This is a genomic window from Salinivibrio sp. MA607 (assembly GCF_001996245.1).
In the GTDB taxonomy this organism is placed as follows: domain Bacteria; phylum Pseudomonadota; class Gammaproteobacteria; order Enterobacterales; family Vibrionaceae; genus Salinivibrio; species Salinivibrio costicola.
On sequence record NZ_MUFJ01000002.1, the window covers coordinates 1 to 26,837 of the forward strand.

Annotated in this window: 19 protein-coding genes, 1 tRNA gene, 3 rRNA genes and 1 riboswitch; of the genes, 14 read left to right on the top strand and 9 right to left on the bottom strand. The window is 50.6% G+C overall.

Annotated elements, in window-relative coordinates; all coding sequences use genetic code 11:
• The 5 genes from BZG81_RS01175 to metA all read left to right on the top strand — a co-directional run.
• A 23S ribosomal RNA gene (locus tag BZG81_RS01175) occupies positions 1 to 107 on the top strand; the annotation flags it as partial.
• Between the two features lie 115 nt (positions 108 to 222).
• A 5S ribosomal RNA gene (gene rrf / locus BZG81_RS01180) occupies positions 223 to 338 on the top strand.
• A 368-nt stretch (positions 339 to 706) separates the two neighbouring features.
• Positions 707 to 782, top strand: a tRNA-Thr gene (locus tag BZG81_RS01190).
• Positions 783 to 789: 7 nt separating this feature from the next.
• Positions 790 to 905: ribosomal RNA gene (gene rrf, locus BZG81_RS01195) — 5S ribosomal RNA — on the top strand.
• Positions 906 to 1,162: 257 nt separating this feature from the next.
• Positions 1,163 to 2,110, top strand: coding sequence for a homoserine O-acetyltransferase MetA (metA, locus tag BZG81_RS01200; RefSeq protein WP_077676580.1), 948 nt, complete (start codon positions 1,163 to 1,165; stop codon positions 2,108 to 2,110).
• Between the two features lie 39 nt (positions 2,111 to 2,149).
• On the opposite strand, the gene BZG81_RS01205 is transcribed toward metA, so the two are convergent.
• A complete protein-coding gene (locus BZG81_RS01205; protein ID WP_077676581.1) occupies positions 2,150 to 3,442 on the bottom strand; it encodes a cation:proton antiporter in 1,293 nt (430 codons plus the stop codon).
• Positions 3,443 to 3,624: 182 nt separating this feature from the next.
• On the opposite strand from BZG81_RS01205, the gene metH reads away from it, so the two are divergent.
• A complete protein-coding gene (metH, locus tag BZG81_RS01210; RefSeq protein WP_077676582.1) occupies positions 3,625 to 7,284 on the top strand; it encodes a methionine synthase in 3,660 nt (1,219 codons plus the stop codon).
• A 38-nt stretch (positions 7,285 to 7,322) separates the two neighbouring features.
• Here the strand turns inward: metH and lysC are convergent, their stop codons facing one another.
• A complete protein-coding gene (gene lysC / locus BZG81_RS01215) occupies positions 7,323 to 8,699 on the bottom strand; it encodes a lysine-sensitive aspartokinase 3 (RefSeq protein ID WP_443216214.1) in 1,377 nt (458 codons plus the stop codon).
• 104 nt (positions 8,700 to 8,803) lie between these two features.
• Positions 8,804 to 8,991, bottom strand: a riboswitch (Lysine riboswitch).
• Positions 8,992 to 9,188: 197 nt separating this feature from the next.
• Between lysC and BZG81_RS01220 the strand changes: the two genes are divergently transcribed.
• Positions 9,189 to 10,322, top strand: coding sequence for a pyridoxal-phosphate-dependent aminotransferase family protein (locus BZG81_RS01220; RefSeq protein WP_021022711.1), 1,134 nt, complete (start codon positions 9,189 to 9,191; stop codon positions 10,320 to 10,322).
• Here the strand turns inward: BZG81_RS01220 and BZG81_RS01225 are convergent.
• The 5 genes from BZG81_RS01225 to BZG81_RS01245 all read right to left on the bottom strand — a co-directional run bounded on the left by BZG81_RS01225 (position 10,319) and on the right by BZG81_RS01245 (position 17,807).
• Positions 10,319 to 11,989: a Wzy polymerase domain-containing protein gene (locus BZG81_RS01225; RefSeq protein WP_077660159.1), complete on the bottom strand. Its 1,671-nt coding sequence runs from the start codon at positions 11,987 to 11,989 to the stop codon at positions 10,319 to 10,321. The genes BZG81_RS01220 and BZG81_RS01225 overlap by 4 nt on opposite strands.
• Complete coding sequence (gene uvrA, locus BZG81_RS01230) at positions 11,989 to 14,814, bottom strand: excinuclease ABC subunit UvrA (protein ID WP_077660158.1); 2,826 nt, start codon at positions 14,812 to 14,814, stop codon at positions 11,989 to 11,991. The genes BZG81_RS01225 and uvrA overlap by 1 nt, the downstream gene beginning before the upstream one ends.
• 141 nt (positions 14,815 to 14,955) lie before the next feature.
• A complete protein-coding gene (galU, locus tag BZG81_RS01235) occupies positions 14,956 to 15,816 on the bottom strand; it encodes a UTP--glucose-1-phosphate uridylyltransferase GalU (RefSeq protein ID WP_077577325.1) in 861 nt (286 codons plus the stop codon).
• Between the two features lie 263 nt (positions 15,817 to 16,079).
• Positions 16,080 to 17,036 (bottom strand): acetyltransferase, encoded by a 957-nt coding sequence (locus BZG81_RS01240; RefSeq protein WP_077676584.1) that lies wholly within the window; start codon positions 17,034 to 17,036, stop codon positions 16,080 to 16,082.
• A gap of 63 nt (positions 17,037 to 17,099) precedes the next feature.
• Complete coding sequence (locus BZG81_RS01245; RefSeq protein WP_077660156.1) at positions 17,100 to 17,807, bottom strand: LuxR C-terminal-related transcriptional regulator; 708 nt, start codon at positions 17,805 to 17,807, stop codon at positions 17,100 to 17,102.
• Between the two features lie 286 nt (positions 17,808 to 18,093).
• On the opposite strand from BZG81_RS01245, the gene BZG81_RS01250 reads away from it, so the two are divergent.
• The gene (locus tag BZG81_RS01250; RefSeq protein ID WP_021022705.1) at positions 18,094 to 18,645 is read left to right on the top strand and encodes a single-stranded DNA-binding protein; all 552 of its coding nucleotides are present in this window, start codon (positions 18,094 to 18,096) and stop codon (positions 18,643 to 18,645) included.
• Between the two features lie 122 nt (positions 18,646 to 18,767).
• Here the strand turns inward: BZG81_RS01250 and BZG81_RS01255 are convergent, their stop codons facing one another.
• Both BZG81_RS01255 and BZG81_RS01260 read right to left on the bottom strand, forming a co-directional pair.
• On the bottom strand, positions 18,768 to 19,928 hold the full coding sequence (locus BZG81_RS01255) for an alpha-hydroxy acid oxidase (RefSeq protein WP_077676585.1): 1,161 nt from the start codon (positions 19,926 to 19,928) through the stop codon (positions 18,768 to 18,770).
• A gap of 144 nt (positions 19,929 to 20,072) precedes the next feature.
• Positions 20,073 to 20,960, bottom strand: coding sequence for a LysR family transcriptional regulator (locus tag BZG81_RS01260; protein WP_077459909.1), 888 nt, complete (start codon positions 20,958 to 20,960; stop codon positions 20,073 to 20,075).
• Between the two features lie 119 nt (positions 20,961 to 21,079).
• Between BZG81_RS01260 and csrD the strand changes: the two genes are divergently transcribed.
• The 6 genes from csrD to BZG81_RS01290 all read left to right on the top strand — a co-directional run bounded on the left by csrD (position 21,080) and on the right by BZG81_RS01290 (position 26,797).
• A complete protein-coding gene (gene csrD, locus BZG81_RS01265) occupies positions 21,080 to 23,059 on the top strand; it encodes an RNase E specificity factor CsrD (protein WP_077660154.1) in 1,980 nt (659 codons plus the stop codon).
• Positions 23,059 to 23,565: a hypothetical protein gene (locus tag BZG81_RS01270; protein WP_077676586.1), complete on the top strand. Its 507-nt coding sequence runs from the start codon at positions 23,059 to 23,061 to the stop codon at positions 23,563 to 23,565. The genes csrD and BZG81_RS01270 overlap by 1 nt, the downstream gene beginning before the upstream one ends.
• A 158-nt stretch (positions 23,566 to 23,723) precedes the next feature.
• Positions 23,724 to 24,767, top strand: a complete 1,044-nt coding sequence (locus tag BZG81_RS01275; RefSeq protein WP_077459908.1) for a rod shape-determining protein — start codon at positions 23,724 to 23,726, stop codon at positions 24,765 to 24,767.
• Positions 24,768 to 24,800: 33 nt separating this feature from the next.
• Complete coding sequence (gene mreC, locus BZG81_RS01280) at positions 24,801 to 25,733, top strand: rod shape-determining protein MreC (RefSeq protein WP_077576252.1); 933 nt, start codon at positions 24,801 to 24,803, stop codon at positions 25,731 to 25,733.
• On the top strand, positions 25,733 to 26,221 hold the full coding sequence (mreD, locus tag BZG81_RS01285; RefSeq protein WP_021022698.1) for a rod shape-determining protein MreD: 489 nt from the start codon (positions 25,733 to 25,735) through the stop codon (positions 26,219 to 26,221). Before mreC ends, mreD begins: the two co-directional genes overlap by 1 nt.
• Positions 26,222 to 26,230: 9 nt before the next feature.
• Positions 26,231 to 26,797 (top strand): Maf family protein, encoded by a 567-nt coding sequence (locus tag BZG81_RS01290; protein ID WP_021022697.1) that lies wholly within the window; start codon positions 26,231 to 26,233, stop codon positions 26,795 to 26,797.
• The last annotated feature ends 40 nt before the right edge of the window (positions 26,798 to 26,837 follow it).

Here is a 26,837-nt window from a genome sequence, read left to right on the forward strand (position 1 = left end):
CGAGCTCTCTAAAGGGTTGTCGTAGACTACGACGTTGATAGGCAGGGTGTGTAAGCGCTGTGAGGCGTTGAGCTAACCTGTACTAATTGCCCGTGCGGCTTAACCATACAACACCCAAGAGGTTTTGGGTTGGACTCGAAATAAGCCAGTTGATTGTGGCGAGAACGAACAGCTTTCTAGATACGTGTTTTGACTGAAAAAGTGAAGACACACCAAATTTTGCTTGGCGACCATAGCGCTTTGGACCCACCTGATCCCATGCCGAACTCAGTAGTGAAACGAAGCAGCGCCGATGGTAGTGTGGGGTCTCCCCATGTGAGAGTAGGACATCGCCAGGCTCTCATTGCTTATCTTGTTGATAGCTCGATGCTTTTGATATCTGCGATGCTCATGTATTGGCATACACTGCGCGTCTCGATTCAAAATCCTCATCGCATCAAACAAGATAATCTAANTCCCCATGTGAGAGTAGGACATCGCCAGGCTCTCATTGCTTATCTTGTTGATAGCTCGATGCTTTTGATATCTGCGATGCTCATGTATTGGCATACACTGCGCGTCTCGATTCAAAATCCTCATCGCATCAAACAAGATAATCTAATTAGCGCTTAGTATTAGGCTTTAGTTAGCAAACATTTAAGCATCAAAGCAATGAAATGTAAGACTTTGATGGCAAAACACCGAGTAAAACGTTGATAACGATTTTGCTGATATAGCTCAGTTGGTAGAGCGCACCCTTGGTAAGGGTGAGGTCGGCAGTTCAAATCTGCCTATCAGCACCAGAATTTTCTTGGCGGCCATAGCGTAACGGCACCACCTGAACCCATGCCGAACTCAGAAGTGAAACGTTGCTGCGCCGATGGTAGTGTGGGGTCTCCCCATGTGAGAGTAGGTCACTGCCAAGAGCTTATTTTAAGCCCTCCGCATTCGCGGAGGGCTTTTTCGTTTATAGTGTTCTTTAAAATACTTCATTCCTTTCTTATTCTTATATCCCCGACTGCTCCATTTTACCTCACCTTTTTGTTTAGTGTTGTTACCCTTTCACTATTCTTACTTATTCGGGCATATCTGGGCGTTGATTATTGCTTGAGCTTCATGGGTCACTGGGTTATGTTATTAGATATCTGGACGTCTAAACATCTTAAATCTTCAGGAGGCAGTGATGCCGATAAAAATCCCGGATCAGCTCCCCGCCACCAATATTTTGCGTCGAGAAAACATTTTCGTTATGTCGCAGACGCGTGCGGTGAGCCAAAACATTCGCCCATTGAAGGTGTTGTTACTCAACTTAATGCCCAAAAAAATTGAGACCGAGACGCAATTTATGCGCTTGCTCTCTAATAGCCCTTTACAGGTTGATGTCGAGCTTTTACGTATTGATAACCGACCCAGTAAAAACACGCCAACGGAACACTTAGATACCTTCTATCGCCAGTTTGAAGCCGTGCGTGAACGCAACTTTGATGGTCTTATCGTCACCGGGGCACCATTGGGCTTGGTGCAGTTTGAAGATGTGATTTACTGGGAGCATTTGCAAGATGTGATGAATTGGGCGCATCAGCATGTTACGTCTACCCTTTACGTTTGCTGGGCGGCTCAAGCGGGTTTAAAGCTTCTTTACGATTTACCCAAAAAAACGCGCAAAGAGAAGTTATCTGGCGTTTATCAGCACCAGGTTAATGAAGCAATGGCTACGCATCCTTTATTGCGGGGGTTTGATGATAGCTTTCTCGCCCCTCACTCGCGGTATGCTGACTTTTCACCAAGCTTTCTGGACGAACACACGGATCTCGATATTCTCGCCACCTCAGCACAAGCGGGCACTTACTTGGCGGCGACCAAGGATAAACGTAATGTGTTTGTGACAGGTCATCCCGAATATGACTCACATACGCTGCATCATGAATACCATCGCGATCTTGAAGAAGGGATGGAGCCTGTCGTCCCGATTAACTATTATCCTGATGATGATCCGTCTCAACCCCCCTATGTGAGTTGGCGGAGTCATGGGCACTTACTCTTTGCCAATTGGTTGAACTATTGCGTGTATCAGCTGACGCCGTTTAATCTGGCTGAATTTTCACAATCTAACTTTACGCTCGACGAATAAAAAAAGGCGCCTAATTGGCGCCTTGTTGACAAAGAGTGTTTATACACGGAGATTATCGATTTTCTTTTGAGCGGTATTGGCTTTATCAACCATTCCCGTCATGGTCGATCCTTGTACGAGAATAGAGAAAACCACCACCGCATAAGTCATGATTAAAATCAGTTCACGGACGTCGATATTCTTCTCCGGGACGACCATGACACCAGCCGGCACTGCCATGGCCATGGCAAGGGCTAACCCACCTCTTAGGCCTCCCCAACTCAAAATACGAACGGCCCAAGGGTTGTATTGACGAAAGCGATTGAAGCCGAAATAGCAGGCTTTCACACTGAGATAACGAGCGAACAGTACAACGGGCACAACTGCAGCCATAATGATCCAGTCTTCCTTATGGAAGCTAATCTGTAACAGGCTGACCCCGATCAATAAGAACAGTAAGCTATTCAAAAACTCATCGACCAATTCCCAAAAATGGTCCAGATGATCCTCACTCTCTTTGGAGAAGCCAATAAAGCGAGTCCAGTTACCGATCATAATGCCAGATACTACCATCGCCAGTGGCCCGGAAACATGCAACATATCGGCGAGCACATACCCCGCGCTAGGAATAGCCAATGTCAGTAGCAGTTCCATGGAATGGTCATTGGTCGCGCAGATCAAACGGTGAAACAGGTAACCCAATATCAGACCGTATAAAATCCCACCGATAGCTTCTTGTAAGAACAATGCGATCGTACCACCGAGTGTCGGCTCGCTGTCGCCAAACGCCAAGGTAAAAAGCGTCACGAAAATAACAATCCCGACCCCGTCGTTAAACAGTGACTCTCCCTCGATTTGGGTGGTGATCCGCCTAGGTGCCTGTAGCCGCTTAACAATGGCCAACACCGCGATGGGATCGGTTGGAGAAATCAGCGCCCCAAACAATAAACAATAGATAAAATCAAAAGGAATGCCGATCAGTTGGAAGACGCCCCAAATACCGGCACCAACCAGCGAGACAGAGACCAACAGGCCGCCGAGGACGAGGGTGGTGATTTCCCATTTTTGATCAGAGAAATGGGGAAGCTTGACACCAATACCGCCCGCGAATAAAAGGAAACCGAGTACGCCTTTGAGTAAAAAGGCATCAAAGTGGATATCGGTCAATATTTGCTCCGCCATCGCCTTTAACGGAATGGCTTGGTATTGACCGGCGATCACGATCAAAAGAGAAAGGAGTAGAGAGCTTGCAGTGATCGCGATAGTCGTTTGTACTCGGCTGATTTTACTATTAATAAAGGCGATAAAGATGGCAGCAGCAGCCATGAAACTGAGGATTGCGTAGGTAGACATGCAGCTTCCTAGTACGACGAGGAATGAAAGAGTTACAAAATATTAATAGAAATTGCGCTCAAAACGAACAGCTGAATTGAAATAGATCAAAATTAATCGATATTTATAGACGTCTAGATTTCCAAAATGGCTGTGGTAGGATAAAACTATCGCAATCAGGATGGTGATATCACGGGGTAAGAATGGATCGATTAACACAGCGTCTCTCTAAGTGTATTTTGGTGATCGATGGCGGTATGGGCACCATGATCCAAGGCTTAGGACTCGGCGAAGCCGATTACCGCGGCGCACGCTTTAAAGACTGGCATTGTGATGTGAAAGGTAACAATGACCTTTTGGTACTGACGCAGCCTGAAAAAATAGCAGCGTTACACAGCGACTATCTGGCCGCGGACGCGGACATCATAGAAACCAATACGTTCAACGCGACCCAGATAGCCATGGCCGATTACGACATGCAGGCCATCAGTGCGGAGATAAATTTAGCTGCTGCGCGTCTTGCTCGCGACGTGGCTGACCACTGGACGGCGAAAACCCCAGAAAAACCACGCTTTGTTGCTGGGGTTCTCGGACCCACGAATCGCACTTGCTCTATCTCTCCAGATGTGAACGATCCTGGCTTTCGTAATGTCACCTTTGATCAATTGGTTGAGGGGTATGCGGAGTCCACTGAGGCGTTGATGGATGGTGGTGTTGATCTCATCATGTTGGAAACCATCTTTGATACCTTGAACGCGAAAGCCTGTGCCTTTGCTGTTGAAAAAGTCTTTGATGCCCGAGGTGTGCGCTTACCCATTATGATCTCTGGCACCATCACCGATGCGTCTGGTCGTACGCTCTCTGGGCAAACCACCGCGGCGTTTTATCACTCTTTACGCCACGTCGAACCGCTTTCTTTTGGTTTGAACTGTGCGCTGGGGCCAGCCGAATTGCGTCAGTACGTCAAAGAGCTCAGTGAGATCTGCGAAGGATTTGTTTCGGTTCATCCCAATGCCGGTTTACCCAATGCGTTTGGCGAATACGATCTCTCGCCTGAAGACATGGCAAAACATATCGACGAATGGGCCGCTTCTGGCTTTATTAACTTGGTGGGTGGGTGCTGTGGTACCACGCCCGAGCATATTCAAGCGATCAGCGAAGTGGTGGCGAAACATGCCCCCCGTGCGCGCCCCTCTCAGTCTGTGGCATGTCGACTATCAGGGCTAGAACCGCTGACTATTAATGCTGAAAGCCTGTTCGTGAACGTGGGGGAGCGCACCAATGTCACTGGGTCGGCGCGTTTTAAGCGTTTAATCGTCGAAGAACAATACGACGAAGCGCTTGAGGTGGCGTTACAGCAAGTGGAAAACGGGGCGCAAATCATCGATATCAATATGGATGAGGGCATGTTGGATGCACAGCAAGCCATGGTACGTTTTCTCAATCTGTGTGCGGCTGAGCCCGATATTGCTCGGGTACCGGTGATGATTGACTCCTCAAAGTGGGAGATCATTGAAGCCGGACTGAAGTGTATCCAAGGTAAAGGGATTGTGAACTCAATTTCTCTTAAAGAGGGGGAAGCCGCGTTTATTCAACAAGCCCACTTAGTCCGTCGATACGGTGCCGCTGTGATTGTGATGGCGTTTGATGAGCAAGGCCAGGCTGATACACGTGAACGTAAAGTCGAGATTTGCACGCGCGCGTATCACCTGCTGGTTGACCAAGTCGGCTTCCCGCCGGAAGACATTATCTTTGATCCTAATATCTTCGCGGTGGCCACCGGCATTGATGAGCATAATAACTACGCGGTCGACTTCATCAACGCGGTCGCAGATATCAAACAAACCCTGCCGCATGCCATGATTTCAGGTGGCGTGTCTAACGTGTCTTTTTCGTTTCGCGGAAACAACCCAGTGCGTGAGGCGATCCATGCGGTGTTTCTCTACCATTGCATTAAAAACGGTATGGACATGGGCATCGTCAATGCCGGCCAGTTAGCCATTTATGATGATTTGCCTGAATCGCTGCGTGTGGCGGTGGAAGATGTGGTGCTTAACAAAGACGATGGTGCCACGGAACGTTTACTGGCGTTGGCGGACAGCTACCGCGACCGCGGTGAAAACGAAGTGGCAGAAACCGCGGAGTGGCGCAGTTGGCCAGTGGATAAACGGCTTGAACATGCACTGGTTAAAGGCATTACCGAATTTATTGTTGAAGATACTGAGCTAGCTCGAGCGGCGGCGAGTAAACCGTTGGAAGTGATAGAAGGCCCACTAATGGCGGGCATGAATGTGGTGGGAGACTTATTTGGCGAAGGCAAGATGTTCCTGCCGCAAGTGGTGAAATCGGCGCGGGTGATGAAACAAGCCGTGGCCTATCTTGAACCTTATATCAACGCTGAAAAGCAGCAAGGGCAGACCAATGGCAAGATCTTACTTGCCACCGTAAAAGGCGACGTGCATGACATTGGCAAAAACATTGTCGGCGTGGTGCTGCAATGCAATAACTTCGAGATTATTGATCTCGGCGTGATGGTGCCGACCGATAAAATCCTGTCAGTGGCGCGCGAGGAGCAAGTCGACATTATTGGTTTGTCAGGCCTTATCACGCCGTCGTTGGATGAAATGGTGAATGTCGCCAAAGAAATGGAACGGCAAGGGTTTGATATTCCGCTGTTGATTGGTGGTGCGACGACGTCCAAAGCGCATACCGCGGTGAAAATAGAGCAGCACTACCAGGCTCCTGTGGTGTATGTGTCGAATGCGTCACGTGCCGTTGGCGTTTGTGCATCGCTATTATCGCCGGCTCAATGTTCAGACTTTGTGGCGCGCTTACAAAAAGAGTATGTGTCAGTACGAGAGCAGCACCAACGCAAGACACCCCGCACTCCGCCTGTCACCCTGGACGCGGCAAGGGCAAACAAATGGCAAACCGATTGGGCCCATTACACGCCGCCCCAGCCGGCGAGGCCGGGCGTCCATGTTTACGATGATGTCTCGATAGGGACATTACGTCAGTATATCGATTGGACCCCTTTCTTTATGACCTGGTCCCTGAGCGGCAAATTCCCAGCGATTTTAGACCACGAGCTGGTGGGTGAAGAAGCACGCCGTTTGTATGAAGACGCTAATGGTTGGCTCGACCGGTTTGAGCACGAAGGATTGATCGCCGCAAAAGGGGTGTGTGGTGTCTTTCCTGCCAACAGCCTAGAGGACGATATCGAGGTGTATACTGACGCATCACGGCAAACGGTGGGCACAGTACTAAACCATTTACGTCAGCAAACCAAAAAGCCACGTGGCGCCAATTATTGCTTGTCGGACTTTATCGCGCCGAAGAGCAGTGGTCAGCCTGATTGGATTGGTGCGTTTGCGGTGACAGGCGGCATTGGCGAGTATGCCTTGGCGGAAAGTTATAAAGTTGCAGGGGATGATTACAACGCGATCATGATCCAAGCGGTCGCCGATCGATTAGCAGAAGCCTTTGCAGAATACCTGCACCAGCAAATTCGGATCTCATTGTGGGGCTATGCGCCCAATGAGACGCTCGATAACGACGCCTTGATCCGGGAGCAATACCAAGGGATCCGGCCGGCTCCGGGTTATGCTGCCTGCCCTGAGCACAGCGAGAAAGGAAAAATTTGGCAGTTGCTCTCGGTAGAAGCGCATACGGGCATGACACTCACCGAAAGCTATGCCATGTGGCCAGGTGCATCTGTGTCAGGGTGGTATTTCTCACATCCTGAATCACGCTACTTTGCGGTGGCGAAGATTCAAAATGATCAACGTGACAGTTATGCGGCGCGCAAAGAGTGGAGCAGCAAAGACGCGGAAAAATGGCTCGGGCCAAACTTAAACGCCTAATGAAAAAAGACCAGCACATCACATGTGCTGGCCTTTTTTTACTCAAATAAGTCAGCGTGTAACCGCTGTACGACATGGGTCGCGTCGTGATCGTCGACCACCATACAGACATTGTGATTGCTGGCACCATAGCAAATCATGCGCAGTTTATATTGAGCAAGCGCACTAAATACCGGCGCTGTCGCGCCCGGTGTGTGATTCATCTCGTTACCGATCAGCGCAACAACCGCTAGATTCGCACAGATCTCTACCTGACATAACTGCGTGAGCTCGGCGATGGCAGCCTCCGGCAGCTGCGGTGCGTCACCCTGGGTATGGGGTTGATCCAGCGTCAGAGAAACACTGACCTCCGAGGTCGTGATTAAATCAACTGAGATTTTAAAGCGCGCCAAGATCTCAAACACCTTGGCCAAAAAACCACAAGCATGAAACATGTTTAAGCTGGTTAGTGTCACCATGGTCTGGTTGCGCCTGAGGGCTACGGCACGAAACAGCGGCGCTGAGTGTGCTTGCTCACGGATCCAGGTACCGCCTTGTTCGGGGGCTCTCGCCGCGCCGACAAATACCGGGATATGCTGGCGTACCGCGGGCACTAACGTCGATGGATGGAGGATCTTGGCACCAAAGGTAGCCATTTCCGAGGCTTCGCTAAAGCTAATTTCACTGATAGGACGAGCACGATCAGTCACCCGTGGATCGGTGGTATAAATCCCGGGGACATCGGTCCAGATGGCCAAGCTTTCTGCTCCGATCGCCTCGGCGAATAGCGCGGCACTGTAGTCACTACCGCCGCGGCCTAAGGTGGTGGTGTGTCCGTTCGCATCAGCACCGATAAACCCTTGCGTGACCACTAAATGCGTCGCTAAGCGGGGGAGTAATTGGTTCTGGCACTGTATCTTGGTTTGTTGTCGATCCGGTTGGGCACAGCCGAAGTGACTATCGGTGCGCAATAACGCTCGCGCATCGGCCCTCACCGTGGCCATGCCTCGGCTATTGAGCAAGTGAGTAAAAATATAGGTTGAGATGAGCTCACCACAAGCGACCAACGCATCCGTTAACGCTGTACTGGGAGCAGATGCTGCGGTATTTGCATAGTCGGCAATCGTTTGGTGCCAGTCATCGACTGCTGTTTGCGTGTCCTGGCAAGCGGGAAGCGCGTTTAATATCGCTTGATGGATAGCGGTGATGGCAACCAGTTTGTCTTGACGGACTTGTGGGTCGTTGATCCCTTGTGCCAGTGCAACCAAGTGATTGGTGACGCCTGCGCACGCACTGATCACCACAAAGCGGGTATGTGGGTTTTGCTCGATAACATCAGCGCTTTGTTGCATGGCATCGATAGTGCCAACGCTCGTCCCGCCAAACTTAGCGACCGAAATCGGTGGTAATGGGTTCACGTCCTTTTCCCCTCTCATCATACAAATGGGTCTTAATCAATTCATTATGGGGAACATCAGAAGTCACATCGTGACCGCGGTAGGGACCGCAAAAAAGAAGGAAGAGCAAACGGCAGGCATGGACTGCCAGAAGCGCTCCACCTGTCTTCCTGTAGGGATGACAAGTGACAGCCTGAAGGATTCAGCCTCCTAGGCCGGCAGCGTTTCGCCCCCAAGCTTACGCCACCTCGGCATTGTCTCCCCTGATTATCATACCTTGGAGTGGGGCTCCGCATGATAACTGCCTGAGAAATGCACCTCTTCTGCATGTTCAGTCCCGGGTTGGTTATCCCGTGAACAGCATTTACATTACGGGCGAGATGACAGGGTGTCAACAGCCTTTTGGTCACGATCAGTGCCTTGGCAAAATTGTCCAGCGATCACACAGTTCACATGCCAGGCAATAGGGATATGGCGAAAAAATATGCTATAACGGTCATCTGTGTGTACCAACAACAAGGAAAGGTTATGGCACGTTCAATTTCCGAGATTCAATCTTTTCAGCCCGTGGCTCGCACGTTAATGGGCCCGGGCCCCTCTGATATTTATCCTGCAGTGCTACAGGCACTCAGCCGTCCGACTGTCGGACACCTTGACCCTTTGTTTATCGCGATGATGGATGAAGTCAAACAACTGCTTCAATATGCGTTTCAAACCGACAACCCTTTTACCCTGGCGATTTCGGCGCCAGGCAGTGCCGGGATGGAAGCTTGCTTTGTCAACTTAGTTGAACCGGGTGAAAAAGTGATTGTCTGTCGCAATGGTGTGTTTGGCGATCGTATGCGGGAAAATGTCGAGCGTTGCGGCGCGACAGCAGTGATGGTCGACGATGCCTGGGGTGCCCCTGTTAGTCCAGAAAACGTTGAGGCTGCGTTGAAAGCCCATCCGGATGCCAGCACGCTTGCGTTTGTCCATGCTGAAACCTCAACCGGCGCTTGTTCGGATGCGCAAACACTGGCGAGATTGGCGCGGGAGCATGGTTGCTTAACCATTGTCGACGCCGTGACTTCACTCGGTGGCGTGCCATTGAAAGTCGATGAGTGGCAGCTCGATGCCGTGTATTCCGGTAGCCAAAAATGTTTGTCATGTGTCCCTGGCTTATCGCCTGTCACCTTCTCACCGCGTGCTGTGGCTAAAATGCAATCGCGAACCCACAAGGTACAAAGTTGGTTTCTCGATCAAAGCCTGGTGCTTGGTTATTGGAGCGGAGAAGGGAAACGCAGCTATCACCATACCGCGCCGGTCAATAGTTTGTATGCCTTGCATGAGTCGTTATTGCGGCTCTATCAAGAAGGGCTTGAGCATGCATGGCAACGTCATCAAGACATGCATCAACACCTCAAAGCAGGGCTGGATGAGCTCGGTATCACTTTTGTGGTTGATCAGCCTTACCGTTTGCCGCAGCTTAACGCGGTCACTATTCCGGATGGTGTGGACGATGCGGCAGTACGTCAGCACCTGCTCACGACCTATAACCTCGAAATTGGTGCCGGCTTAGGCGATCTCGCCGGTAAAGCGTGGCGCATTGGCTTAATGGGCTACGGGGCACGGCATGAGAATGTGGCGCTGTGTCTGAAAGCGTTAGAAAACGCGTTACGTTAAGGCGTTAAGGTATCGGGCAAGGTATGGCGAGTGGTCCATACTTTGCTTGCTTGCGGGTATAAATAGCGCGCTTCTTGTTGAATATCGCGTGCGCGTTGCTGATCACCAATTTGTAACGCAACCTGATACGCATGCTGATAGCCCGAAAAGCGTGGGCGTTGCGCGACTTGACGCAGTAAATCATCCAAGTGCTGGTGGCGTGCTACGTCAGATAAGTGCGCCAAATTCGCTTGAAAGTGACGGTCTTGTTGCGCGCGGTGCAGTTTTTGCTGCCACCATGGGTGTTGCTGATACAAGGTAAAACGCTGCGAACTTAATAAGGAATCACGCAGATAGCGATTGGCGAGGTAAACGGATGACAAGCTCAGTAAGGTCACGAGCACCAGCGCCATGATCACACTACGGCTCGCGACACGCTGACTATAACGGTGTGAAAACACGGGATAACGACGATATCGACTGGTTAAGTTGTCTAACCAATATAACCAAATCAATAACAATACCCCGTTAAACCACTGTGTGCCACTGGCTGGATAAATCATCAGGCCGGTCAGTGGTGGCAATACTAAGGCGATCAATATTCTACGTGTTCCTGACGGTGCACGTAGAATACGAAGTGTTAGCGCGGCCAACACCACAAGATAGCCGCAGGCGACAACGAGCCCCCCTTCAAGGAGCCACAGGATTAAAGCACTGGGTAAGGTCACCGGGCCGGAATGATTCGGTTGTGAGGCAGACAGTAATAGCAACGTTGACTGACCATTGCCCATGCCCACTCCAAAAAATGGCGTCATTTGCCATTGCTGCCACGCCAGCATAAGTGCGCGCTGATCGTCGGCGGTGAGCCAGTGCCAGTTGTCTTGACCACTGAGACCAAATACCGCCAAAAATGCCCCTGCCGAGATAGCGATCATCCACATACGATGCTGGCGTCGCGAGGCAAACCGGGCTAAATACACTTGTTGTAAGCCAATCGCACACAGGGCGAATAGCAACAGTAAGGGTTGCTCTTGCATCGCCAATATCGGAATCAACACGAGCGGTGTTAACGCGAGTAAGCCTTGGCTAACCGGGTGGCGATATCGACCACTGGGCTCTCTGGCCAAAATGTAGGCGGCGAGCGTGACTCCGGTTAACAATAAGGTGTGAGTCACGGCTGGAGGGAGGTGAGGGACCCATTGATCAAACATAAAGGGTGCCATGCCCGGCGGAGGCTGGTTCCCTAATACCGACAATACCGCTAACCAGGAGGCCAACAATAAGACGGCCAGTAGTTTTTGTCGTTGGGCGTGATTAAAAATAAACTGCTGTAGGGCTGAGAAAAAGCCAAAGCTTAGCGCTAAAACGATGAGCGCATAGCCACTATTGTGGCCCAGTGCCTGCGGATAAAAATAGGGCATCATCGCCAAGCAGGTCGCAAGTGCCAATGTGCCGGTCAGCCGAGTGGCTCGCCATGTGTGTTGACGGATAACCTCCAAACTGGCGAACCCAAGCGCAAATGCCAAGGTGAGTAATGATAGCGCCGCCGCCGGGTGACGTATGCCTACCAGCGGCAGAGCAACCGAGTAAAGAGGCAGACAAATCAGCCACAATACCGTTAAGGTCACCAAAAAGGGCACCGTCAACGGCTTGCGTATGACACGACTAGGCGGCAGCACTAACGTCATTATCGCTCCAACATTGGCTTGAGGAAGTGGGCCGTGTGGCTGCCGACCACATCGACAATCGATTCCGGTGTGCCTTGGGCGATGATTTCACCCCCGCCATTGCCGCCCTCAGGCCCCAGATCGATGATCCAGTCGGCCGTCTTGATCACATCTAAATTATGTTCAATAACTACAATAGTATTCCCTTGCTCACGTAGGCGGTGCAGAACATTGAGCAGTTGTTGAATATCATGAAAGTGTAACCCTGTGGTTGGCTCATCAAGAATATATAAGGTTTTACCGGTATCGCGTTTGGACAGCTCTCGGGCTAACTTCACCCGTTGCGCTTCACCGCCAGACAGGGTCGTCGCCGCTTGGCCTAGGCGCACATAGCTCAAGCCAACATCCATCAAGGTTTGCAGCTTACGCTTAATGGCTGGCACTGCATCAAAGAATTCACGCGCGTCTTCCACTGTCATTGCCAGGACTTCATCGATGGTTTTGCCTTTATAGCGTACTTCAAGTGTCTCGCGGTTGTAGCGTTTGCCCTTACACACATCACAAGGGACATACACATCCGGCAAAAAGTGCATTTCTACTTTGATGACCCCATCGCCTTGACAGGCCTCACAGCGGCCACCGCGTACGTTAAAACTAAAGCGACCCACCTTGTAGCCTCGTGCCCGTGCTTCTTGTGTGCCGGCAAACAGTTCACGAATCGGGGTAAAGATCCCAGTGTAAGTGGCGGGATTTGAGCGCGGCGTACGGCCAATAGGGCTTTGATCGATGTCGATAACCTTATCAAAGTGTCCTAGGCCATCAATCTCGGCATACGGCGCAGGATCCGCGGTCGTGGCACCGTTTAATTGCTGGTGGGCGACTTTAAAGAAGGTATCGTTGATGAGGGTTGATTTTCCAGATCCCGACACGCCCGTGACACAAGTGAGTAAGCCGACAGGTAAGTGCAGATCCACATTTTTGAGGTTATTTCCGGTTGCACCTTTGAGCGTCAACATCTTGTTGGGATCGCGCGGTATCCGTTGTGCTGGCACCGCAATCGCTTGTTTGCCAGAAAGATACTGCCCGGTAAGTGAATGCTCACTGGCAAGAATATCGTCAAGGCTGCCTTCTGCCACGATCTCGCCGCCGTGCGCGCCCGCGCCTGGGCCTATATCGATAATGTAATCCGCGGCACGAATAGCGTCTTCATCATGTTCAACCACCATCACGGTATTGCCCAGATCGCGCAAGTGCTCCAAGGTATCCAGTAAGCGCGCGTTATCTCGTTGATGCAAGCCAATCGATGGTTCATCCAATACGTACATCACACCGACAAGGCCAGCACCAATTTGACTGGCGAGTCGAATGCGTTGGGCTTCTCCCCCGGATAAGGTATCGGCGCTACGTGACAAGTTAAGGTAATTGAGCCCGACATTGACCAAAAAGCGTAACCTGTCATGGATTTCTTTCATCACCTTTTCGGCGATTTTTGCACGTTGGCCGCTAAGCGACAGTTGTTCAAAGAAATCGAGCGCCTGCTGAATGCTGAGCTCACAAATTTCTGGCAGGTTACGGTTATCGATAAAAACATGTCGAGCTTCTTGACGTAAACGCGAGCCACCGCAGCTGGCGCAGGGCTTAGTGGCAATATATTTGGCGAGTTCGTCGCGCACTGCATTAGACTCGGTATCGCGATAACGGCGCTCCATGTTATTGAGGATCCCCTCAAACGGATGCTTACGTACGCGAATATCGCCACGATCGTTGACGTATTTAAACTCGATCTCTTTCGGCCCCGACCCATATAAAAGTATATCTTGCATGGTGCCGGAGAGATCTTGCCAGGGCGTTTCTAGATCAAAACCGTAATGCTCAGACAGTGAACGCAGCATTTGGAAGTAATAAAAGTTACGACGATCCCAGCCTCGGATCGCACCACCTGCGAGACTGACCGCAGGGTTTTGAATCACGCGTTTGCGATCAAAGTACTGCTGAACGCCTAACCCGTCACAGGTGCCACACGCACCGGCGGGATTATTAAATGAGAACAAGCGAGGCTCTAGCTCTTGCATGCTGTAACCACAATGGGGGCAGGCAAAGTTAGCAGAAAAAATGATTTCTTCACCGTCGCCGTCCATCCAGCTGATGACCGCACTGCCACCCGTGAGTTCGAGCGCGGTTTCAAAGGATTCAGCTAAACGTTGTTGTTGATCGTCGCGTACTTTAAATCGGTCAACCACCACTTCGATGGTGTGTTTTTTTTGCAGCTCCAGCGTGGGTGGATCGGACAGATCACACACCTCGCCGTTGATCCGCGCACGAATAAACCCTTGAGCAGCGAGGTTTTCAAGTGTTTTTACATGCTCACCTTTTCGGTTTTTGATAATCGGTGCCAGCAGCATTAACTTACTGCCTTCAGGCAGGGCCAACACTTTATCCACCATTTGGCTAATGGTTTGTGCCGCTAGGGTGACATCATGGGTGGGGCAGCGTGGCTCTCCCACTCGGGCGTACAGCAAACGCAGATAGTCATAGACTTCAGTGATGGTGCCAACGGTGGAGCGGGGGTTATGTGATGTCGACTTTTGCTCAATCGAGATGGCGGGTGACAGCCCTTCGATATGGTCAACATCGGGTTTTTCCATCAAGGATAAAAATTGACGCGCATACGATGATAAAGACTCAACATAGCGACGTTGACCTTCGGCATACAAGGTATCGAAAGCGAGTGATGACTTCCCTGAGCCAGACAGGCCGGTGATGACAATTAGCTTATCACGGGGGATGGTCACGTTAATATTTTTGAGGTTGTGCGTACGCGCGCCTCTGACGTCGATATTGTCCATTATTATCCTACTACTCAATCAGCTCACTGGTTGGTCGTTGAGTATCGCACAGACACGACCATGACCAAACAAAAAGGCTGTATATTTACACAGCCTTTGCTCGTATCGAAAAAACCACTCGCGCCAGTGCACCTGAGGCGATTACGGATTTTTGACGGTTGCCTCATCTTTGTTACTGCTACCGAGGTAGTGATGCTGATAGCAGTGATTTGTGGCCTCAATAAAGCCCTCAACACTGCCACAATCAAAGCGCTCGCCTTTAAATTTATAGGCAAGCACACAGCCTGACTGCGCTTGTTTTAGCAAGGCATCGGTGATCTGCACCTCACCATTTTTACCTGGTGGGGTGTTTTCTAACAGATCAAAGATATCGGGCGTGAGAATATAACGGCCAATAATCGCAAGATTGCTCGGTGCATTACCGGGATCGGGTTTTTCTACCATATTGTCTACGCGGAAAAGGTCATCTTTGATCTCTTGGCCCGCAATCACCCCGTATTTATGGGTTTCATCTTCTGGCACTTCTTCGACGGCGACAATGGAGCAGCGGAACTGATTGTAGAGCGCGACCATCTGGTTAAGCACGCCGTTGCCTGGATGAATGCAAAGATCATCAGCAAGGACGACCGCAAAGGCCTCATCGCCAACTAAATCGCGTCCTGTCAGGATTGCGTGACCTAACCCGCGCATCTCATGTTGGCGAATGTAAGTGAAGGAGGCTTTTTCTATTGTATTACGAATATCGTCCAGCAGTGCTTCTTTATTGGTGCCACTGATTTGATGTTCGAGCTCATAGTTTTTATCAAAATGGTCCATAATGGCATGTTTGCCACGCCCCGTGACGATACACATACCATTGATGCCCGCTTCCAACGCTTCATCTACGCCATATTCAATCAGGGGTTTATTGACCACCGGCATCATTTCTTTCGGCATCGATTTGGTCGCCGGTAAAAAGCGGGTGCCATAGCCAGCCGCTGGGAACAGACATTTTTTAATCATCGTGGATCCTTTGTTTTATCGAGTCGCCATCAGCACGTTAGGCTGTATGTACGCCACTTACCGGCTTGCGAATAAGTGGCCACTCAGCATATATCTTATGAGGCAAAACGTTTTTATAGAGCAACAGTTTGTTATAGAGCAACAGTTTGTTATAAAGCAATAGTTTATTATCGAGCAATAGTTTGCTGGGTTACAGGCAGCGACGCAAGTCGTAAGCATACTCAGGGCGTGAGAGCGTGACGGCTTCGATATTGCTGATCCCGCTATAGCGAAAAATGTGCCATAAACGCGGCGGTAAATGCCGATAAGGCGGTGGCAGGCAAGGCATTGATGCCCGCCGCGGCAGCCCGACCGCCACCGGTAGCAAATTGCTCTGCTAACTGCACCGCGCCAGAGGGACGATTTAACGGCGCGCGGATACTGACCATCCAATCACCGCTCGGCATCGGCGTCAGTACAGCATGCGCACTGTCGGGCGCCTGGTTTGCCAGCTGATTGCCTAACATACCACTGATGCGACGCGCCCAAGCAGCATCCGGTAACAGATAAATTTTACCCCCATCTCCAGTGGTTTCAGGCGCTAGCGCTTTCGCTTTATCACGGTCACTTTGGTAGGCCTCTGCCAAGGTCGTTACAATGTCCGGATAAGCACGCATAAAAGCATCGGGGGTATCAAAGCCACACAGATGCCGATATAAGATGGCAGGAGGCATGATCAGATCATCCAGGCTGGCGCCATAGCTATTGTAATTAAGACAGTGGCCAAGCTGTTCAAGCCGATCACGTTGGCTGGCAGCTATTTGTGACTGGTGGGCGAGGGCGTTAGCGGTACGATGGAGATTATCGCCATAGGCACCAACCAGCGCCCATTCTCGATATTGACCGTGCAAAAGCTTATCAATAATTAAGGCGGTGCAGGTGTTCGCGCCGGTATGAATGTGGGCATGAAGCAAAGGCGATTGAGGCACGGCGCCGCTTTGGTGGTGATCGGCATAAAAAACCTGGGTGCCGGAGGCGAGCAAAGCGTCAAGAGCAGCTTGATTTTTGGCCATGGAGAGATCCATCACTGTGACCTGCTCAGTGGCCAGGGGAACCTGCTTTAACAGTGCAATATCACGTTTTACCCCGGTGATCAGCGTATTGGCTTCAGGGTAGGCAAGACGCCATTGCACCAATGCCGCTAGGCCGTCTGCATCGCCATTAAATACATCGAAAGCCATCCTACAACGTCCTTTTTGGCTAAGAATCACACCATGGTAACGCGGGGACAGCTGCGGTCCAAGTTACCCATTGACCTCGTCATTATCGACTGGACCTTCTTGTCCGGTAAAGCCAATTAATGAGGCGTTATTTTTCGCCCAGAACACCGCTTGGACACGGTTTTTGACGTTGATTTTCTTAAACACGTTATACAGATGCGATTTGACTGTGTGCTCACTCACCGCTAAGGCATTGGCGATATCTTGATTTGAGGCACCTGTGACCAAATGATGCAAAATCTGCTGTTCACGGTTAGTCAACACAACCGCCTGCTCGTCAATGGTTTGCTGGTGATGCTGCTGGTAATAATGGATTAAGGCAGCCATTTTATGGCGGGGCAACCAATACTCACCGGAAAACATCTTTTCAATGCCGTGACAAAGGTGATGCACTTCATCCTCTTTTTTAAATACCCCTTTGATAAAAGGCCAGCTCGCCAGCTCTTTGGCACTCAAATCATGGGCATTGAGTAAGGCGAATACGTGTTGCTCGGCAAAGGGTGCTAACGTTTGTTTGAGTTGGTCGGTAGCGGTGTCATCAAAGGCATTGAGATCAATGAGCACCAGTCCAGAGCGCGTAGTCAGTTTGGCTGCAATCTCGTGGGGAGGCACGAGTTCAACGGCACTATGTGTTTCTTTTTCTAAACACGTCATTAACGCCGAAACAGACATGCTAGGCTGGGAAATAAGAAGAAGGGTGTAATGGTCTGAAGTGGTTTCTGCTTGGTTCATAAGCATCCTACTAATGATCACTTAACCGGCGTCGCTGCGTGAGCGCTGGGCACTGTCCGTTCACAAACGCCAAGGCGAGGCAAGATTTGTATCAGTTTAAACTATTTTCATTGCTCAGGTATATCCACTTTGTGGTAACGCATTGTTACGCCATTGCAAGCGCAGAATCTGGAACCTGATCGCGTTGAAAAGTTTCGAACCTCGAGGGGGCTCGTGCTAGACTTCATGCTTATTTATCCAGTGAGCGAAATCATTTCGCGCGTAACAGCAACAATGGGAGTCACCTATGGCCAGCCGTGGCATAAATAAAGTCATCTTGATTGGTAATTTGGGCAATGATCCGGAAATCCGTTACCTTCCCAACGGCGGTGCGGTGGCGAACCTAAGCCTCGCGACCTCGGAGTCATGGCGTGATAAAAACACCGGTGAGATGCGAGAGAAAACAGAGTGGCATCGTGTTGTGTTATTTGGTAAAACCGCAGAAGTCGCCGGTGAGTATCTGCGTAAAGGCTCGCAAGTGTATATTGAAGGCCAACTACAAACGCGTAAATGGCAAGACCAAAGCGGTCAAGATCGCTACACCACGGAAGTGGCGGTACAGCCGTTTAGCGGTAGCATGCAAATGCTGGGTGGTCGCGGCGGCCAAAACCAAGGCCAGCCAATGCAGCAGCCATCGCAGCAGCAAGGTGGATGGGGTCAACCTCAGCAGCCTCAGCAAAACATGAATCAACAACCACCTCAGCAGCAAGCGGCCCCGCAACCACAATCTCAGCCTCAGTCGCAACCTCAGCAGCAGTATAATGATCTGCCTGACTTTGACGACGATATTCCGTTCTAGGCTACGTTCTTAACCAACGGCTATCTGAGCGCCATATCGTTATCGACAAAGCTTGATCGACAAAGCGCCCCGTGATTGGGGCGCTTTGTTTTTAGGATGTCGTATTGATTCACGGCATGAGATTAGGCAACGCCAGGCCCAGCTTTTAAAAAGTGAGGCAGTTGGGTTGGTGTGGGGCATTTTAATTGGCCCATCACCTGAGTCATTTGTTGAGTGAGCATTTCAATGGCATGCTCACCGCCGTGTTGACCCACGGCGCCACAAGCATAAACAAACGTTCGGCCCAGCAAGGTAAAGTCAGCACCCATTGCCATGGCCTGCGCTACGTTGCCACCGCTTTGTACGCCGCTGTCCATTAACAGTTTAATTTTATCGCCGTACTGATGCTTAATGGTTTGAATCGTATCTAACGGGGATTCGCCCACATCTAACTGGCGGCCGCCATGATTGGATAGCACCACACCATCTGCGCCCAGCGCAACCGCTTGTGCGACATCCTCAGGATTGACCAGCCCTTTAAGCACTAATGGCCCATCCCAGTTATCCCGGATCACTTTTAGGCTCTCAAAGTCGACCGCGCCCATCACGGTATTATTCATAAAGTTAGCCAGCTCGCTGGTGGGCATATTCTTGGGCATGTAAGGTTTCAAAGTCTGCATTTCAGGAATACCGGCAAGGAGTGTATGCCAGCTCCAGCTCGGACATTGCATCATTTGCGCGATATTACGAAGGTTCATTTTGGGCGGCATGGCCAAGCCATTTTTGATATCGCGAGGACGATAACCAAAGGTGGGGACATCCACCGTCACCACCAGCACTTTATACCCTGCTCGTTTGATGCGTCCCATCAGATCGTCACGGATCTCGGCATCCGTCGGGTTATACAGCTGGTACCACGCCGTGCCCTCAGAGATCTCGGCAATGGTTTCAAGACTCGCTGAGGATACGGTGCTGAGTACATAAGGAAGGTTCGCCTTATAAGCCGCTTTCGCGAGAATTTCTGGCGCTTTTGGCCACATCAGCCCTTGTAATCCGACGGGCGCGACACCGAATGGGGCGGCGTAGTGTTTGCCAAATAGTTCGACCGATAAGTCAATGTCGGGGGTCGGGGCGAGTAAATCAGATTGCAGCTTTACTTGAGTGAAGGAGCTTGCATTGTGCGCCACCCCAATTTCGTCGTGACAACCGCCACAAAGATAATCAAACGCGAAGGCAGGAATACGCTTTTTAGCTGCTTTTTTAAGCGCAGGCGTATCAGGGTATTGAGGATGATAGTAAGACATAAATATCGTATCGCTGTGAGGTGAGTGTTTAGCCCTACCCTAGCGCAGCAATTGTTAGTGATATATAGACAAAAAATAAAATACTTTTTCCAAAATCGCCTAACCCCTGATAGAACCTAGCCTCCCATAACAGGGTGGCGCGTGCTAAATGTACAACTGTTTAACTTTTTGTTTAATAAAATCGATAAATAGCTTGGTCTTCGTGTGGTTGTACTCCAACTTGGGGTAATACGCATAAGCCGATGAGCGTGGCTGCTTGAGTGCAGGCAATACGGGAACCAATAAGCCCTGATCAATTTCTTTTTGCACGGTCCCAGCCCCTCCTAAAATAATGCCCATGCCAATGACCGCAGCGCTCACTAAGGCTTCAGGATTAGGCGAGACAAAGTTTCCCGACAACTGCAAACGTGTGCCATCTTCGAAGACCCGCTCTTGAGGCTGATGGGAGTGACCATAGAGCAAAATATTATGTTGGCTTAGTTGGTCAGGGTGGGTTATCGGCGCGTGCCGAGCAAGATAGGTGGGCGAGGCAAAAAAGCCAGGCTGAAAATCAAACAGCTTTGCCGCAATATAGCTGGCAGAGTTGAAGTACTCGAGCTCGCGGCTGATCACCACATCAAGATTAAGATCAGGGAGCTGTCCTGGGGTCAAGGTGGTGAGCTCAACCTTGATTTTCGGATAAATCTCAAGAAACTCAGCAATAAAGTTGACCAGAAAACGGTTCCCTGTCACCAATGGCGCACCAATACGTAATATGCCGCTGACTTCCCCAAAGGTAGACGTGGTTTCACTGACTAATTGTTGCCAATCGTCGACCCAGGTTTTTGCTCGGTGATAAAAAAGATCACCGGCATCGGTCATCGACAAGCTTCGGGTGGTGCGTTTTAACAGTTGCACGCCAAGCTGGCGCTCAAGCCAACTCAGGCGTTTGGATAAGGCTGAGCTTGAGGTATGTAGTTGCGTGGCAGCTTGTGCTAACGAGCCCTGATCGACCACACAAATAAAGCTTTTGGTACAGGTAATCCAGTCCATGAGTCCTCTTGGGGAAGAAAAGGTAGCCACGGATGGTGGCTAGGCATTCACATTATGATCACTAAGCCTGATAATAGCGGCTACGAGCCCCAAAAGGCGACCTCAGTCAGCAGAGAATCATGGATAGAACAGCTAATGCGATTAAAGTCAGCGGAATGAAGCTGACCAACCGACTCGTTGCATTTGTCACCTTAATCGTGGTGTGCGCCATTTTCGTTTTATTTATTGGTGGCGCTATCAGTTTTCGCCAGCTGGGGATCGACTTTATCTCGCATTACGTCGATGGCATGGTCGAGGTGATTGATCAAGAGATGGCGAGCGAGCAACGAGACAATCAGTATTTTTCACGCTGGTTGCCCAAAATGCTCAAAGCCAGTGACGTGACCTCTTTGACCATCTATTCAGAAACCGGGATCTTGTATCAATACGAACAAATCCAATATCAAACGATCGCCACACAACAAGTTATCACGCGAGATATTCCGCTCGACAGTCATCCTGGTTATGCCGTGAAACTCACATTTGTCCCGCCTTATGCCGAGTTTGCGTATTCGATTGGCCCCCTCTTTTCGTTGTCGGCGGCGATTTTGGTGATTGTCCTTGGTTTAGCGTGGGGGATCGGATGGTTACGGCGGCAACTGTATGGCAGTGAAGTCTTGGAGCAGCGTGGCCGATTAGTTTTGGCGGGCCGCCTGGATGAGGCACAGCAAGGCGACCCTCGAGAATGGCCTATTCCCGCGAGTGCTGCGTTGAGTCAGCTCATTGAGGAGCTTAAAGAGGCTCGGCAGGAGCGGAGTCGTTTTGACACCTTTATCCGCACAAATACCTTTCTCGATCAGCTAACGGGAGCCGCGAACCGCGTGATGTTTGATAACCGGCTGCATACACTGGCGACCGATGATGCGAGTCAAGGCAGTGTTATTTTAGTCCGTGTCGCCGACTGGGATGAGTTGGTCGCGCAACATGGTCAAGAGGCCGCGGATCACTTGATTCAAGCTATCGGTAACGTGCTCTCTAATGCGACTCAGCGTTTTCCCGATGCCGTGCTTGCGCGTTACTTTGCGTCTGATTTTGCCATCCTATTGGTCAACCAGGCAGGGGATGAAGTGCACCCTTTCTTGGCGCAAATCACCAACGCTTTAGATAAACTGACGCCGTCAGAGGCGTTGGAGAAAGATAACTGGTTTCATTTGGGCATGACTTCTTTTGGCGCGGGGGAGCGGCGTGGCCGATTAATGGATGAAGCTGAGCGAGCGCTAAAAGCGGCGGAGCTAACAGGACAAAATGGCTGGTCACAGTTTGATAAACAACTCAGCCGTTTGGATAAACGCGGCAGTGTACGTTGGCGAACCTTACTCGAGTCGGTAATGGCGGGTGAAGGCCCCATGCTCTACCGCCAACCCGTGTTTGCACGAGATGGCAAAACCCGTCTCCATTATGAACTTTTGGGTCGAATTAAAGACGAAAAAGGTAAAGTGTTAAAAGCATCGCGCTTTTGGCCCGGGGTCGAGTGGGTCGGCATGGATGTTACTTTCGACAAGGCTACCGTGGGACGTGCGTTATGGTGGCTAAAAACGCGTGATCATATTGATAACTATGCGGTGAATGTTAGTGCATACTCACTATGTCAGCGCGAATTTGTGATTTGGCTGCGTGATGCCTTGCTACAAACTCCACGCAGTACATTAAATCGACTGCTGGTGGAAGTCTCGGAGGGCGCTTTAGTCTCGCACTTTGATGCCGCGCGACCTTGCTTACGAATGATTGCCGCGTTAGGGTGCCGACTTGTCGTTGACCAAGCAGGCAGAACGATAGTGAGCACTCACTACGTAAAAGATATTCAACCGGCTTATATCAAGCTGCATCGTAGCCTGGTCCGCAATATTCACCAACGCCCTGAAAACCAGCTGTATTTGCGCAGTGTGTTGGGCGCTTGTGAAGCAACCAGCACGGAGGTGCTTGCCGTCGGTGTGGAAACGAATGAGGAGTGGTCCGTGGTGAAAGATCTTGGTGTGGCAGGTGGGCAAGGGCGTTTGCTGGGTGCCGAAATGTCACCGCATCCTGCCCAGAAAAAGCGACGCCGCTGGGGAAAACGATGATGCTTAGGGAAAAAAAAGTATTTCAACAGGGACGTGGATGGTTAGAAGCCGTATTATTAGTCAGTATTTTGTCAGTTCTTGTCGTCATTGCGGTACCTAAGTTCTATGATTATGAAGCCGATGCGAATGTGTCAGCGTTGAAAGGGTTAAAAAGTGGTATTGATAGTGCCTCGACACGGACGTTTGCCTTGGCGAAAGCCGAGAAAATCACCGATCAGCCTGCTCAATCACTGACCGTCGACGGTATCGAAATAGGCGTAACATATGGCTATCCCCAAATCAGTGCGCTGCCTAAGTTAGTGAGCGCGCTGCAGGACACCACACGTTGGCAGATACGACGATACCCTGAACAAAACCGCGTTGACTTTATTTGGTTGTTCCATGAGCAGCCAGCGCCCGCGTGTTATTTGATGTATCAGGAGGCAACGGCTTCACAACAAGCGTCCACGACGTTGGTGATCGGTGAATCATGCCAGTCACCCGCGGCAGAAAAACAAAGGGAATGATGCGTTTTTGATGGAAAAATCATCAAAATGACAGCGCATTGAAAAAAAACACAGATCTCATTCAGGTTTAAAGCACCGTATCTTGCTGCTTACCGTGCGCGTTGATACATTTAGCTCAATTTGTCTGATTTCACAGCTTGCAGGATTAACTGACCATCATGTTTAAGAAACTTCGCGGGATGTTTTCCAACGATCTATCGATTGATTTGGGAACCGCCAATACACTGATTTATGTAAAAGAACAGGGCATTGTTCTGGATGAGCCGTCTGTTGTCGCTATTCGTCAAGACCGCGCGGGTTCTGCTAAGAGTGTGGCTGCTGTGGGTCATGATGCGAAGCAAATGCTGGGTAGAACGCCAGGTAATATTGCCGCGATCCGCCCGATGAAAGACGGCGTCATTGCTGACTTTTATGTCACCGAAAAAATGTTACAGCACTTTATTAAGTCTGTGCATGATCATAGCTACATGCGTCCGAGCCCACGAGTGCTAGTGGCGGTGCCTTGTGGTTCTACCCAAGTTGAACGCCGTGCCATTCGCGAATCAGCCGTGGGCGCGGGTGCGCGTGAAGTTTATCTGATTGACGAACCGATGGCCGCGGCGATTGGCGCTGGCCTGCCGGTTTCCGAGGCGACCGGTTCGATGGTGATTGATATCGGTGGTGGTACCACCGAAGTGGCGGTCATCTCGCTTAACGGTGTGGTTTATTCCTCATCAGTGCGTATTGGTGGTGACCGTTTTGACGAGTCCATTATCAATTATGTTCGCCGTAACTATGGCAGCTTGATTGGTGAAGCGACGGCAGAGCGCATTAAGCACGAGATTGGTTCAGCCTATCCGGGCGATGAAGTGCGCGAAATTGAAGTTCGCGGTCGTAACCTTGCTGAAGGTGTGCCACGTAGCTTTACGCTAAACTCCAACGAAATCTTGGAAGCGCTACAAGAGCCGCTGAGCGGTATCGTTTCGGCAGTGATGGTGGCGTTAGAGCAGTGCCCACCAGAGCTTGCGTCCGATATCTCCGAGCGCGGCATGGTGATTACCGGCGGCGGCGCTCTTCTGCGCGATCTCGATCGTTTACTGACCGAAGAAACGGGGATTCCGGTGGTTGTGGCGGAAGATCCACTGACCTGTGTTGCACGGGGTGGGGGTAAAGCGCTTGAGATGATCGATATGCATGGCGGCGATCTTTTTAGCGAAGATTAACGTGACTGTGCCAACAAACAGGTTGTTTTCATTATGAAACCTATGTTTGGCAGAGGACCGTCTCTGCAATTACGCCTGTTTTTCGCGCTTCTACTATCAGTCAGCCTTATGCTGGCTGATAGTCGTCTTGATGCTTTTGCCGGGGTCCGCTATTTCCTCAACACCTTGGTTGCACCGCTTCAGTATGCATCGAATGTGCCTCGTGACACCCTTGATGAATTAGTGATGCAGTTTCGCGCTCATCAACGTGTAGTGGCTGAAAATCGCGCCTTACGCAAACAAGTGTTGCAGCTCGAAAGTGATCAGCTTCTATTGGCACAGACAGAGCGCGAAAATCAACGCTTACGTGAGCTACTCGGATCGTCGTTTATTCGTGATGAACGAAAAATGGTCGCCGAAGTGATGGCGGTCGATTCTGATCCCTATAAACACCAAGTGATGCTCGATAAAGGACGCACCAATGGTGTGTATGAAGGGCAGCCAGTGATCAATGAACACGGGGTCGTCGGACAGGTTGCTTATGTCGGTGCGCATAATAGCCGTGTCTTGTTACTCACTGATCCTACTCATGCGGTGCCAGTTCAAGTGATGCGCAATGATATTCGCGTGATAGCGTCTGGCCGTGGGACCACCGCCTATATCGGTTTGGATAATATTCCGAGTAGCACGGATATTAAAGTGGGCGATAAATTAGTGACATCCGGGCTTGGCGGCGTCTTTCCTGAAGGCTATCCAGTGGGCACGGTGACAGAATTCTCGTTTGATAATAAACGTCCCTTTGCGCAAGTCACCGCGACAACCGCAGTAAAATTCGATCGGTTACGTTATCTTCTTTTAGTCTGGCCAACCCCAGAAAAAGCCGATAATGCGCCCTCCGATCGGCCTATGAGTCAATCGTCATCTGAGCAAGAAAACCCGTCATCTGACTCTGCGCCGTCGTCAGGTAGCGAGGGAGAATCACCATAATGGCAAATGTGACATTTCGTGGCCAATTGGTTATTTGGCTCTCCTTCATGGTTGCGTTGATTTTGCAGGCCGCTCCGTGGCCCGGTGAACTGGCGCCTTTTCGTCCTTCTTGGGTCTTGCTCGTCGCATTTTACTGGGTTCTGGCGTTGCCACATCGAGTGAATGTGGGGACAGCGTTAGTGGTCGGGTTGTTATGGGATCTGATGTTGGGCTCCACCTTGGGCGTTCGAGGGATGACCATGGCCATTTTGATATATATTGTCGCGCTTAATTTTCAATTACTGCGCAATATGTCCTATTGGCACCAAGCGCTTTTACTGTCTTTACTGACCTTGGCTGGAAAATTGATCGAGTTCTGGGCGGAGTATTTAGTCTCTAACGTACAGTTTAATCCTGAACAGCTTTGGGCGGGTGTGCTTAACTTCATACTGTGGCCCTGGGTGTTCTTACTATTGCGCCGGTTACGCCGTCGGTTTGCCATTCGTTAGCGAGGGACTATGCATTGTGATTTATACCTGGCCTCGGGATCGCCTCGACGCCATGAACTGCTCACCGAAATGGGCGTCAACTTTTCTCGTGTCGTCATCGATGTAGAGGAAAAACAAAACGCGAGCGAATCGCCCTATGCCTATGTCTCACGCTTGTCGCAAGATAAAGCGCGAGCCGGCGTGATACAAACGGGTGGGCACATCCCGGTACTTGGCGCGGATACCATTGTGGTTGATGGTGACCAAGTACTGGAAAAGCCGATAGATCAAGCCGATGCAACCCGGATGCTTAAACAGCTGTCTGGGCGAGAGCATCAAGTGATGACGGCCGTGACAGTGGCAAATGCCATCAAGCAAGTCACCACCGTTGTCACCACCAAAGTCTGGTTTTGTTCACTGACGGATAAGATGATTGATGCTTATTGGCAGTCGGGGGAGCCCGCGGATAAAGCCGGTGCATATGCGATTCAAGGATTGGGCGGTAAGTTTGTGACCCGTATCGATGGAAGCTATCACGCCGTCGTTGGTTTGCCACTGTATGAAACCGAGCAACTGCTCAAACAATTTTCGGTCTGAGCGCACCAACGAGTGGCGCTAGGCCCCACTTTTGAGACAT